The following is an 11,813-nucleotide window of genomic DNA, read 5'->3' on the forward strand; positions in this document are numbered from 1 at the left end:
TAGGATATGAACACCAACTCGAAAAATAGAAGAAAAGAGTGTGAAAAAAGCGGTGGCGAATGGATAGATCCGCCTGGATACTGTAAACAAGGACCCGAAACACCTCCTGTGGAGCTAATAGATCAGCCAACTGAAATAACAAGCTTCAAACAAAGAGTGAAGGAAATTGCAGAGAAAGAATGGGAGTTTTTTAAGCGGGGTGAAAAGAAAGAACACGAAGAAGGCTTTTGGCAAAGGGTCGGAGATTATTGGCGAGAAGGCGTAGGTCGGACTGATAGAGATGGTCGAGACGATTATCGTTGGTCAGCAGCTTTTGTATCTTGGGTGATGAAAAAAGCGGGAGCAGGCGATAAGTTTAAGTATTATTCCCGTCATTCTGTCTATATCCAAGATGCCATCGGCAAGCGAGAAAATAATGACCCTGATGGAGCATTTAAGGGTTATAGACTCAATGAAGTTGCGCCTCAAGTTGGGGATTTAGTCTGTTTTTCAAGTGGTGAAGATAGAGGCAAAGTAGAATACGATGCTACAAGAGATTCGGAATATCGCTCTCATTGTGATATTGTTGTCGCTACAACGCCAGAGGAGATTGAGGTCATCGGTGGAAATGTAAAAGAGTCTGTTTACAAAAAAACTCTCAAGGTTGACTCACAAGGACATTTAATCGATACCTCACAACCTTGGTTTGTTGTAATTAAAAATCTGCTTTAATACGTCAATTAAATAAAAATAATGACTATCTCCAATCTAAGTTTTATCTATAAAGGAAAATAAACAATATTCGTATGATTCACGGATGATGCGGGTTTATTAAAGCCTCACTCAACTGCGAATTTCGCCATGTCGCCGAATATGTTCAACTAACCGCTTAGTTTCACCGCCTGCTAATTCTAGTTCCCTGAGATTCCCCACCAAAATAAACAGTTCCTTTGCCCTACTAACGGCTGTATTCAGCAAATTGGGTTTGCGGTTGAGGAACCAAAAACTATGCTCTTGGTGGCACTGGTAAGGAGAGAAGATGATAGCTGCTTTTTCTCCTCCCTGGAAGGTGTGAACCGTGCCAATATCATCCCAAGAAAAGTTTCGCCAACGGTTAGAGAGTCGATACCTCAGCGCGTTGGCTTGCTGCGAAAACGGCGACATCACCCCAATTGTCTTAGAGTTGTCAGAGGAGCCAATAGAATAGCCATGCTTCAGCAAGGACGCGATCGCAGTTTCTACGGCATCGATTTCTTCGGGATTGGTGTGATTTAAGTGGCTTCCCTCGACATGGTAAGCCAGCAGGTGCTTAACTGTTGCTTCCTCGGTATAATCTGAAAGGATTTGCAGACCACCAGGATAGTTGGGGCTGCAAAACTGAATAATGGGTGGGGTGCAACGGTAATGATTAGAGAGAATAATGCCATTGCCTAAGTCGCCTTCTGCGCCACTAGAGCCAGCAGCACGATGATAAGCGGTAGCTGTGTATTTAGCAGTGGGGGCATAGCGATAATAGTCTTCATTCCCCATGCCCCGATCCAGAAAGGCAGTTTTCAGATATTGCTTAATGGTATCGTCGCAAAGGTTTACGATTGGCTCAATTTGTTGCGGGTCGCCAGCCACTACTGCCCGTTGCGATCGCACCAGCAAGGGAAATAATTGATGTACAAGAGTTGTCCCCGCTTCGTCCACCAGTGCCAGCTTTACGCTATTAGGCTGAAGAATTGGCAGCATATTACGTATTGATTGCAAGCTGGAGCTAATGACTGGGAAAATCAAACTCAAGTCACGGTAGATAGCATCACTATCACTTTCCAGTTTGAGCAATGCCCCTCCGTCCCCCGTCAAAACGCTGCCATAAGTTGACAATGCCCTCATAACGCTCTCCTTGCGTCGGAGAACTTCTTGCAATAGAAACGCCCAGGCACGTTGAAACAGTTCTACCTGTAATTTGTGGTGGTCACGGTAAAAAAGATTGTAGAAATCCCCTTGCGGGTAACTATCGATTTGTTTCTGAATTTGTTGATGTTCTGCTTTTTTTAACTCTAGTTCTTTATTTAAAGCTGCTAGCTGGGTTTGAATTTCAGTGACTTTTTGGTGAAGATTCTGCCATTTTTGTGAGAAATCTAGTTTTTGGTTAACAGAAGCCTGGGCTGCGGTTAAACTAGGGTGGTCAAGGGGGGTCTGAAAAGGATGCCCTGTCGCCAAGGTGTTTAACACAGCTGCGTTGATCCGCAAAGCCAACCGCCGAAAAATTCGCTGATCGGTAGTAGCATTAAGCCAGTTCAAGGCGCGTTTGGTAATAGAGTCAGACTCTTTTGGCAGTTCGCGTTCTGCCTGGGATAACTCTTCTCGTATTTGCTGGTAGGCATCAAGGGGAAAATTTTCGTAAGGAGCCAAATTTGATAGCTGTTCAGTTAGGGCTTGTAACTCGGAATCAGTAACAGCAATCTCGTTATTGAGTGATTGAATTTCTACATCCAGTTGCGATCGCCGTTCAAAATCAGTGACTTTTTGAGCAATATTCAAGCGGTCTTGCTCTATGAGTTGCTGAATTTCACTTTCTGCTTGCAGCAATTCAAGTTTGGCTTGCTCCCAAGCAGATTGATTAAATTCAGTCTGACGCAGCCAATCTTGAGTTGATTGTAGTTTGGGTAGAGTTTCCTTACGGATAATAGTTTGGTTGCCGCCGGGGAGATAAAACTGTTGAGCAGGAGAATTCTTTGTCAGTCGTTGTTGGAATTTTTTAATGGTACTGTTATTAGTGCCGACAAAGAGTATTAAATTATTTGCATCATCTTCACCGCGAATAAGCCGTAACGCCCGATTCACTACTTGCTGTGCTATGAGGTGGAGAAACACCTCTGTTTTTCCAGTTCCGGGTGGCCCACAAACAGCAGTTAATAAGTTCTCTTGGGCGTGTTTCAGGACAGACGCTTGAAATTCATCAGGCGCATGGTCAGGGAAAGCCCCCCAGAATATCACCTCATCTCTGGGTAATTGTGGCTGACCACAGATGTACTGCATGGCTGGGTGAGTTTCAGTTAGCCATTCTGCCTTAGAGTCCGGTTGTTGAAGCTCCTTGAATATTTCTTGCAAGTCAAGCTTAAGGAGGGCGTTATAGGGTGTAAAGTCGCAGCGAAGCAAATAAGGTTGTCGAGAGGTTTTGTAGTTTCCTTGGGGTAAGTCTACCAGTTCGAGAAAGTCTCGAAGTGTTGGGAATCTTCCTTTAAATGTATCTTCTAAAAATTTTCCAATTCCTGACGCAACAATCAGTGATTCGGCTTGCTCCTCCTCTAGTCCGTACAGCCGCATCAAATTAACAACCACTGGCTGAAACTCGTATTCGGTCAAGTCCCAGCCAGTTTTGCGGTAATTACCTTTAAAAATAGGTGAAATATCAATTGTGAAAAGAGGCAGGTATTTCAGCTTTTGCTCTTTTCCCTTCCCTTGGATTACATAGATTTGTGGGAAAGCAACAGCCATCTGAACATCATTTTTGCTACCTCTTTTGGCAGCAAGTTGCTGTTGCTGAAATTGCGTAAATACTTCGCTATCTAACAGTAGCTTGTTGCCAACAAGCTGCACTCCCTTATCTACTACTTTTGAATAGATATCTGAAGAACGCTCGACCTCAGCTTGAGTCAGTTCTTCTAACCTGATGTAGCCTAGCCAGGTTTGTACTATCTGGATAAGTTTTTCTGACTCTAGCATGGGGACTTAAACTTAAAAAGGAACACAAGCTAAGTATAAAAAATATTTGAGCCTTTTGCTTTCTACGTCCTGGTTTTGGTATGTCAGGTTACTCAACATTTGTCAGCGTTTCCAGTTGTGCAAGTAGTTTTTCTATTTGCTTGTGCTTCTTGGGGTCTGACCAAATACGCGACTTTCTTAGTTTGGTAGTCGCAGTTGTAAAACGCTCTTTGTAATTGTTCGACTCGGTATTTTCGGTAGATGCTGCGGCTTTCTTCTCAATAATGCGCTGTCTGATTTCACTTAAAGACCAGTTGTTGGCAATAACTTGTTCTAAAAAGTCAACGCGCTCATCTAATTTCTGAATCTGGGCGATCGCTCTAGCTTTGGTGTACTCAAGTGAGCCTTCCCTTAGCGCATCAAGGATGTCTTCTGGGAGGTTGAGCAAGGGCAGGCGGTTCTTAACGAAAGATTCCCAGGTCATTAACCCTAAGCCTTCAAACACAGATTCAACGATTTTGAGGTCTTGGTTTAATGGCTGCTCCTGGTTGAGGCCGGAATTATCTGTTTCGGTTTCGCCCATAACGTTATGGGTAGATAATTCAATATCACCTTCATCGTCGCTGATAGCGTTATTGGTAGAATCATTTTCAACTTCGCCCATAACGTTATGGGTAACTGTAGATGCTTTGTTCTGTAGGCGTTGTAGACGATACAGTAATGGGGGTATCTCCTCAATGCTTCGACCTAGTTTAAGAGCCAGCAGTTGCAGGATACCTTCAGTTTCTTCAATTGGGTTGAGATCTTCTCGAAGTAAGTTTTCTATAAGTGCAAATTGAAAAGCCGCGTTATCGTCTAATTGTCTGATGACAACGGGAACTTCTTTTAACCCAATCCCTTGGGCAGCACGATAGCGCCGCTCTCCTGCTACTAATTCGTGTTTTTCTCCATCAAGGGGGCGTACTAAAATGGGCTGCAAGATGCCATGCTGTTTGATGGATTCAGTTAACTGCTTTAATGCCTCGGAGTCAAAGTAACGGCGCGGTTGTGTGGCTGGCAGAACAATCTGGTCTAACGGCATGGATTGAGGAGAACCAGCATTTGCTACGCCTGTAGTGTCCCAAGGTACATCAATTTTGCTTTTGAGAGGTTGGCTTGCTTTAGTAGTGCGTCTCATTTTAAGGATTCTAAACTAACGGCTATTTTTTTCAAGATTTGGACAGATGGGTGCTTAGGATCATAAACTGCCAAAGGCATTCGTTCTTCTGAAGCATCAACAAAAGCAGTGGAGCGAGGAATGGGGGCAAAGACAGTTCCGGCGCTTGCTAGTTGTTCGGTGATGGCTGCTAGGGTACGGGTGTCCTGGGAGTTACGGGCATCGTATTTTGTCGGCACAAATCCGGCAATTTGCAATTTGCGGTTTGGTTTGTTGCGTACTGTAGCAACCGTTTTTAGTAATTCGCCTGTTCCCTCAAAGGCTTTGAAATGGGTTTCCAGAGGCACGAGAACATGGGTAGCAGCTACAAGGGAGATGTAACTTAGTAGCCCTAAGCTGGGAGGGCAATCTATTAAGATAAAATCATAATCTGATTCAATTGGTTCGATAGCTTCTTTAAGCCGGAAATCGCGCATGGAAGCACTAACCAATTGCATTTCTGCTGTACTCAGAGAGATATTGGCAGGGGCTAAATCCATGCCATGAATTCCCTCAAGAATTGGCAGGGGTTGTTCATCCACAATGGCATTGTTGACAGTTTGCTCTATGTCTCTTGGAACCAAGCCCATAAAAATAGTTAAGCTGGCTTGGGGGTCTATGTCGATGAGCAGGACGCGATGACCCAATTGCGCTATTTGGTAGCCCAAGTTTTGGGTAAGGGTGGTTTTGGCAACACCTCCCGCCTGATTAAAAACTGCGATGATTCGGCTCATAAGTAAATGGGTTTACCTGCACCGTTACAATTAAAGATAACTGTTGATGGGTAAATTGGTGTTGTTTATCAAAAATTATAATCGCACTAAATCCCAGCCTCTAGCTTTTTATGCTATTGGGGTGAACAATAGTAATTCCTTCAACTTCTACAAAGTCTTTTGGGTTTAAAGTCAGAATATGGCTGATGTTATGGGCAAGCAGTACTGCTTGTATGCGTAAATCGTGGGTGCGTTTACCTGAAATCTTATGAGCTGTAGCGAGGCTAAACCAAAGGCGAAATATATCTGGTGTTTCTTCTAGCCACTCAAACTGATTTATTAGCATTTGCAGCGTTCGTTCAGTTTCGTCTGGTGTCCATCCAAATCCATTTACAGCTACAGGACGGGTAGCTACAACCCAAAATTCAATTAAAACTTGAGATGTAATGAAACATCGATGGTTATTAGATATTAGATACCTGATTGTGCGATCGACAAGATTATAATCGGGTGAAGCTATATCCCTGGAGCGTAACAGGATATTGGTATCTAATAAATAATGGGTCATACTTCATCAGAGTAGATATTTTCTCGACGCAGAGCTTCATCATCAAGTTTGGCATAGCTTTTTGGTGCTGTATCTATCCACTCCTGCCAAAGTAATAATCTCTCTGATGATGTTATATGTTTACTAGTTAGTAAGGTTAAATGCTTGTTACTAAGCTTTTCTTGAAAGAGTTTTTGCTCTTCAGGAGAGAGGTTTAGTACCACTTCTACGAGGGAATTAACAAGTTGTACATTCATAATTGTGTATCCGATTCACTCTTTTCAGTCGGGAGCGACGGGCTTTCGCCTTGCCCTTATGCTGCTCTACTATAATACTGACTATTGCTCCTGCCATACAGCAAACGACATAGCTAATTTCTGCTCACGCTGCCAATAGTCAAAGCATCTTTCCAGGTTTTAAGAACTCGTGGCTCGGAGTCGGCGCAGCGAAGTGGGTCTTGCGGGCTTGCAGGATCTAGTTGGCCCAACAAGTAATCTTTCTGCCCGTAAGAGCCACCGACTCCGAGAGCGTAGCGGTCACGAGTTCGTCGGTTCAACATGAAATCATCGACTAAAACCCCTAAAGCGTTGTTTTTGCTCCAGTATCTTTTGCAGGCTGCATTAAAACTACTATTCATTTATTTTGAAGGATTTCTTAGATTTCGCTGTCTTCGAGCTTCTCTCTTTTGTTGTGCTTTATTCAAGCTTTCATGATCATTAACGCTCTGTTGGTGAGTAACAATTTTTTGTGTTGTTTGCTGGTCGCCAGTTGGGGGTAGGGATTTAGACGCTAAGTCGTTCCTAGTCTTTAAGCCAAAATAGACCTGCACATCATCAAAATCTCCCACCACCTCATCATCAACACGCCCCGCTTCAAAAGCTTGCTCAATCAGAGGTAAAGAATCTATTGCTTTAAGGTCAATTAGCATAGAAATAATGTGACCATTTAATTCCGGACTATTTTCTTCAAAAGCAGAAAGCTGTTTAGACAAGGCAGCAACACAATGCGCCTGCTGCTCTGGATATACACAGGCAATTCTTTTGATAGTAACCGTAGCTTGAACTCGCCAAGTTTCGTCATGAGAGTCATCAGCAAGATAAGCAGCCAGTGGTGGGATTGCGGGTAAACCAATTAGGCTTAAAACATCCGTCAATTCCTCAATCAAGCAGAACAAGACTTCATTATCAAAAGCATCATCCATTTTAGGAAATAAGCTAATCAATGGCTCAATTGCTGATGATGCGCGGAGTTGTCCTAATGCCCGAACTGCATGAATCGGTGCGTATTCTAATAAACTGTCTTCACCAAAAAAATCATTTTCATCATCCTGCATATTGTATAAATCCTCATCCGTTGCCATACGGATCAACTCAGGAATATCCTCGGCAGTGATGCCTAATTCCTGATAGTCAGGCCATTCATCTGGGGATAATTGTCCAGTTCCTGGCTGATAGTCAAGTAATTGATTAACAGGAGATGAGTAACTATTTCTTGGCATAAAATATCTAAGTCAATTTTTTACTTGAGTTTGGACAAGCTTTTTGATTGCACTTTACTCTTAACAGTTAATTAACCCCAATTACAACCACATTAGGGGGAATACTGCACTACGGTAACGAGCGTTTTTGTTGCAAGGCATCTCTGTTAAACTGCAACGAGTCAAGGGCGATTCTTTAAGGTCACAAGCTAAAACCACGGTCAAGCTGTTTCTGCTTTTGCTGCTCCTCCCTGAGATGAGCTTCTAGCTCCTGACTCCAATCAGGATTATGGGTTTTGAGCCTTTTACCCTGTGGCAACAATTCTAATACTACACTAGCTGCGTTATTCCCAAGATCATCATTATTGAATGCTACGACCACCCTATTGAAACTCTTGAGAAATTCCATAGGTAGGTTATTCGGGTCATCAGCTACTATCAACATGGTTCTAGTTGGTGGTAGCCCTTTGCAACTTGAGATCAGGTAGGTGGCTGCTGACATCGCATCAATTGGTGTAGAACACAAAAAGACGTTTTCTACCTTGTCCGTTGGTTGCCCTCCTAATCTCAGATAAAACCAACCATTTGGTGTAGAGGTGTTTTGGTCGTACTCCACAGTGCGATGATTTTGCCTTGGGTTTGACCAAACTAATGCGCCAGTTTTTTCACCATCTAAATCACGCTTGATAAACAAAATATTTCGTTGCTCATCCATGTAAAGCAACTGATTATTATGTAATCCTTGCGAAATATAATCTGGTATATAGCGTTTCTCGCTTAAGTACTTGTGCAACACTTGCCAAACAACTGTATCCTCTGGTGGTGGAGTGAACTGGGGCTGTTGCTGTTTGCGTTCAATCTCTTGAAGAAACTTTTCTAACTGCTCAACAGGGAGTGGTTTCACAGGTTTTAGCAGCAATTCATTAATAGGTTCATCATCACGTTCTGGTTGGTAGTCAACACCGCGATGTTTTTGCAGTCCAGGGAAAGTGTAAGCTGCACCTAACTGTGTGCCACTAAAAGCCTGCCCATCTTTCTCATAAGAAATGCCTTTAGACTTACCGTTCCTAGTGAATCCTGTTCTCACACTAATGCCAGCTTGCTGCAACCGCATGATCAGCGTTGGCATTTGGGGATTATCAACTCCGGCTCTGTCAATTGTCTGCTGAACTGACTCTTTGATGATGCGTTGTGGAGGAGAGTCACGTTGTCCCTGTGAAAATTCTTCTTGCTCTCGCCTTATGCGTCTAATTTGTCCGGTGCTGGGTGTGCGATTTAGTTTCTCTCTACTGCCCTGGACTTGTACTAACTCATAATCAATTTCAATTTGTCGCAGGACTTTCTCAGAGCGTACATAATCCCAAGAATCATGCACTACTAGCCCAGTATCCATCCTGATTCTGCTGGCTGCAATATGGATGTGGTCGTCATCGGTGTTATGGTGGCGAAAGATGACAAACTGATTGGCATCAAAGCCCATTTCCTTCATGTAGCGATCGCCAATTTCGCTCCACTTCTCATCATCTAATTTATCACCCTTAGCTGCTGACAGCGAGACATGATAAACAACTCGGTCTGCATCAGAATTCAGTTGTCGAGATAGCTTAAACTCCCGCGCCAATTCACGGGCATTTCTCCCGCTCATGTTGCCGCCGATTAGTTTAGCATCTTCGCGTGATTCTAAATAATCCAACAGCTTGCGAAAACCTCTGCCTTTAGTCTGCTTCCCAATCATCCTCTTCATCTTCCTCTTCCGAATCTTCGTCTTGAATATCATCCGAGGCAATGTCTCGTCTGCACTGATGCAGAAGTTCTAAAAGTTTTCTTAGCAGTTCTGGATCAGCAGGTAAAGTTCGCCCAACTAAGAGTGCTGTGTTGGTTGCCTTGACAAGCTGGTTTAGATTGTTCCCGATTTGTCCTAATTCCCAATATGTTTGCAAGCTAATTTTACTCAGTCGTTTGGGTAATGGACGCATCAACGCATTGCGCCTCATTAGTTCACTCGCTGACATACCCGCGTCAAGTGATTTAATACGAATCATATCCAATTCGATATCGCTCAAGCGAACTGGAAAAATATGCTTTCGGACTAGAGCTTTAGACTGCTTGCGATTCGCCATAAGTCGGGATATTGAGGGACATTGCGAGGGGGGTTTTTCAAGGGGGGCTTCCCCACTTGAACCAGTCTGCCGTTCGAGCGCAGCGAGACAAAGCGTAAGCTTTGAGGCATGGCTGGCTTCTAGCCCAAATACGGGGGTAGGTGAGGTGTCAAGTGCTACGTGTGTACGGAGGAGACAGGAGGGGGCTGAAGGCGAGAGTACTTTCGGCGTAGCCGTGCTGCTGACTATCCTACAACCTACAGAGGGATATATCAACGGCGCAGCCGGAATTTGAATCAAATCAAGCAGAAAATAAATTCTGGTTCGGCGTAGCCACCATAGAGGAGATAAAAATAGCGTAGCTGCTATATGAAAATTCTCTGATTCAGCGAAGCTGCCACACAATATAATAGTCCGGCGTAGCCGCAATACGAAAAAATAATTCAGCGTAGCTGTTTTAAGTAAAATTATCCTCTTTAGCGTAGCTGTAATAGTCAAATTGTTTAGCATTAGCTTGAATAATCAGACCAGCGAAGCCACCACACTAAAAAATCTAAAGCGTAGCTGTCAAACTGAAAGCGCGATTCGGCGTAGCCGCAATAGTCAATTTTTGTAGAATTTTGAAAATAAATTGGTACAAATTATTTCAAATAGCCGATAATTATCAGTTAATCGGGATTCACGAGACAACCATGAGTGAGCATCAGAATTCAGAAATAATTACGAAACAGAAGATTGATAAGGCCATCAATCTGCTGAAAGAACAGAAGCCGAAAGAGCGAGAAGATGTATCGGACAGAGAGGCCATCAGGAAAATGAGACGGTACATTGAAAAGCTGACCTCTAATAAGTATGGCTACACTTACGATGAAGTATCGGAGATGCTCTTGGGTTTGGGGATTAATTTAGCTGGCAGCAGAATCAAATATTTAATCGGTGAGTTGAAGAAAAGCAGTCGTCGCCGTGATCAGGCATCTGATAACGGCAGTAGTACGTCAGGTCAAGAGGCTACTGAAAATCAGAAAGAAGAAAAAGCCAGCAGCGAAGCTGAAGAAACACCTGTAAACAGTAAGAAGGGTAAGAGTAAAAAACAACTACTTGCATCTGAGGCAGCAACATAGAACCAATGGCATCCTAGTTTTAGTCTTTGAACGGGTCAAGTTAGCCACATAATAGGAATCAATATGGGAGAAGCTAAAAGGCGCAAGAATTCAGACCCCAATTGGGGTAAATCCAAAGGATTTAAAAAGCCAGACCCCAATTGGGGTAAATCCGAAGGATTTAATCATCCCAACAAACCTAAAATCACCTACTTGACTGAATCACATCCCGATTATCAAACCGCCTCTGACATTAAAAATGCTCACTATGCTGGCAAAACTCGTGTTTACCTTGTTCGCTTAGATTATACCGATGGTGAATATTTTGTCGGCGCAGTCAACACATTCTTAGTCGGTACTCAAATTACAGTCAACGCCATCTGGACTCCCTACCCCAACAGCCAACGCACAGGTCTAGAAATTCTAGACAGTATCCGTCGAGATATTGGTTTAAAAGCTAGAGACGAAATGTTTCAGGCCGATGCTGTTCTGATCGACTTTGAATCTGAATAAATTTTTTAGCAGTTGGGTGCTGGTGAGCGGATAAAGTTTCGAGCGCCGCAGTCGAGCGAACAAGGGGAAGGTTAATTTTGGTTGATTTGGTGACGAACAGGACGCTCACTACTTGATTAAGTACACGATCATGAAACAGAGCATCTTTTATTATTGATAGGTCAGGAGAAATTAAAAACCGATAAATTTGAGAGTGTCACCGCCACCTCACAGGCCGTTTGTACCCTTGCAACAACACGCTTGAATGGATTGGTCTGAGTAAATCTCAGTGGGTAAGCAACGCAAGATAATCATCAGCAAGTCAGCCAAAACTTGGAAGTTGTCAAAATTAGAAACTCAACAAAAAGAATTTTAGTCTTGTTTGGTTATTGGTGTATTGCAATCGCATCTTGGAGTTGATTTTATGAAAAATTTGGCTGACATCAGGCTTTTGACGACTGTTTTATCTCTACAAGTAGCTTGTCTGCCAGTATTAGCGGTACCGTTGCCGGATCATG

The 11,813-nt window shown here is 43.3% G+C and carries 12 protein-coding genes; 3 read left to right on the forward strand and 9 right to left on the reverse strand.

Annotated elements, in window-relative coordinates:
- Positions 1-6: 6 nt before the first annotated feature.
- Positions 7-711, forward strand: coding sequence for a DUF2272 domain-containing protein (locus tag H6G96_RS34915; protein ID WP_190918312.1), 705 nt, complete (start codon positions 7-9; stop codon positions 709-711).
- A 111-nt stretch (positions 712-822) separates the two neighbouring features.
- On the opposite strand, the gene H6G96_RS34920 is transcribed toward H6G96_RS34915, so the two are convergent.
- The 9 genes from H6G96_RS34920 to mobC form a co-directional block, all read right to left on the reverse strand.
- A complete protein-coding gene (locus H6G96_RS34920; protein ID WP_190918314.1) occupies positions 823-3,693 on the reverse strand; it encodes an AAA domain-containing protein in 2,871 nt (956 codons plus the stop codon).
- An 88-nt stretch (positions 3,694-3,781) separates the two neighbouring features.
- On the reverse strand, positions 3,782-4,849 hold the full coding sequence (locus tag H6G96_RS34925) for a ParB/RepB/Spo0J family partition protein (protein ID WP_190918315.1): 1,068 nt from the start codon (positions 4,847-4,849) through the stop codon (positions 3,782-3,784).
- Entirely contained in the window at positions 4,846-5,601 is a 756-nt protein-coding gene (locus tag H6G96_RS34930; RefSeq protein WP_190918318.1) for a ParA family protein, read from the reverse strand. Before H6G96_RS34930 ends, H6G96_RS34925 begins: the two co-directional genes overlap by 4 nt.
- 100 nt (positions 5,602-5,701) lie before the next feature.
- Positions 5,702-6,148: a PIN domain-containing protein gene (locus H6G96_RS34935; protein WP_190918326.1), complete on the reverse strand. Its 447-nt coding sequence runs from the start codon at positions 6,146-6,148 to the stop codon at positions 5,702-5,704.
- Positions 6,145-6,384, reverse strand: a complete 240-nt coding sequence (locus H6G96_RS34940; RefSeq protein WP_190918328.1) for a hypothetical protein — start codon at positions 6,382-6,384, stop codon at positions 6,145-6,147. The genes H6G96_RS34935 and H6G96_RS34940 overlap by 4 nt, the downstream gene beginning before the upstream one ends.
- A 113-nt stretch (positions 6,385-6,497) precedes the next feature.
- On the reverse strand, positions 6,498-6,764 hold the full coding sequence (locus tag H6G96_RS34945) for a hypothetical protein (RefSeq protein ID WP_190918330.1): 267 nt from the start codon (positions 6,762-6,764) through the stop codon (positions 6,498-6,500).
- Positions 6,765-7,625, reverse strand: coding sequence for a DUF1186 domain-containing protein (locus tag H6G96_RS34950; protein WP_190918332.1), 861 nt, complete (start codon positions 7,623-7,625; stop codon positions 6,765-6,767).
- Between the two features lie 181 nt (positions 7,626-7,806).
- Positions 7,807-9,339, reverse strand: coding sequence for a relaxase/mobilization nuclease domain-containing protein (locus tag H6G96_RS34955; RefSeq protein ID WP_190918334.1), 1,533 nt, complete (start codon positions 9,337-9,339; stop codon positions 7,807-7,809).
- Complete coding sequence (gene mobC / locus H6G96_RS41870) at positions 9,320-10,213, reverse strand: plasmid mobilization relaxosome protein MobC (protein WP_242063531.1); 894 nt, start codon at positions 10,211-10,213, stop codon at positions 9,320-9,322. Before mobC ends, H6G96_RS34955 begins: the two co-directional genes overlap by 20 nt.
- Before the next feature lie 182 nt (positions 10,214-10,395).
- Between mobC and H6G96_RS34965 the strand changes: the two genes are divergently transcribed.
- Both H6G96_RS34965 and H6G96_RS34970 read left to right on the forward strand, forming a co-directional pair.
- Positions 10,396-10,824: a hypothetical protein gene (locus H6G96_RS34965; protein ID WP_190918336.1), complete on the forward strand. Its 429-nt coding sequence runs from the start codon at positions 10,396-10,398 to the stop codon at positions 10,822-10,824.
- A gap of 63 nt (positions 10,825-10,887) precedes the next feature.
- Positions 10,888-11,316: a hypothetical protein gene (locus H6G96_RS34970; RefSeq protein WP_190918339.1), complete on the forward strand. Its 429-nt coding sequence runs from the start codon at positions 10,888-10,890 to the stop codon at positions 11,314-11,316.
- The last annotated feature ends 497 nt before the right edge of the window (positions 11,317-11,813 follow it).

This window comes from Nostoc sp. FACHB-892, assembly GCF_014698795.1.
Lineage (GTDB): Bacteria > Cyanobacteriota > Cyanobacteriia > Cyanobacteriales > Nostocaceae > Nostoc.

Excerpts from the sequence above, each read along its gene's own strand:
- H6G96_RS34915 (WP_190918312.1), top strand. The coding sequence starts at position 7 with ATGAACACCAACTCGAAAAATAGAAGAAAAGAGTGTGAAAAAAGCGGT.
- H6G96_RS34920 (WP_190918314.1), bottom strand. The coding sequence starts at position 3,693 with ATGCTAGAGTCAGAAAAACTTATCCAGATAGTACAAACCTGGCTAGGC.
- H6G96_RS34925 (WP_190918315.1), bottom strand. The coding sequence starts at position 4,849 with ATGAGACGCACTACTAAAGCAAGCCAACCTCTCAAAAGCAAAATTGAT.
- H6G96_RS34930 (WP_190918318.1), bottom strand. The coding sequence starts at position 5,601 with ATGAGCCGAATCATCGCAGTTTTTAATCAGGCGGGAGGTGTTGCCAAA.
- H6G96_RS34935 (WP_190918326.1), bottom strand. The coding sequence starts at position 6,148 with ATGACCCATTATTTATTAGATACCAATATCCTGTTACGCTCCAGGGAT.
- H6G96_RS34940 (WP_190918328.1), bottom strand. The coding sequence starts at position 6,384 with ATGAATGTACAACTTGTTAATTCCCTCGTAGAAGTGGTACTAAACCTC.
- H6G96_RS34945 (WP_190918330.1), bottom strand. The coding sequence starts at position 6,764 with ATGAATAGTAGTTTTAATGCAGCCTGCAAAAGATACTGGAGCAAAAAC.
- H6G96_RS34950 (WP_190918332.1), bottom strand. The coding sequence starts at position 7,625 with ATGCCAAGAAATAGTTACTCATCTCCTGTTAATCAATTACTTGACTAT.
- H6G96_RS34955 (WP_190918334.1), bottom strand. The coding sequence starts at position 9,339 with ATGATTGGGAAGCAGACTAAAGGCAGAGGTTTTCGCAAGCTGTTGGAT.
- mobC (WP_242063531.1), bottom strand. The coding sequence starts at position 10,213 with ATGCTAAACAATTTGACTATTACAGCTACGCTAAAGAGGATAATTTTA.
- H6G96_RS34965 (WP_190918336.1), top strand. The coding sequence starts at position 10,396 with ATGAGTGAGCATCAGAATTCAGAAATAATTACGAAACAGAAGATTGAT.
- H6G96_RS34970 (WP_190918339.1), top strand. The coding sequence starts at position 10,888 with ATGGGAGAAGCTAAAAGGCGCAAGAATTCAGACCCCAATTGGGGTAAA.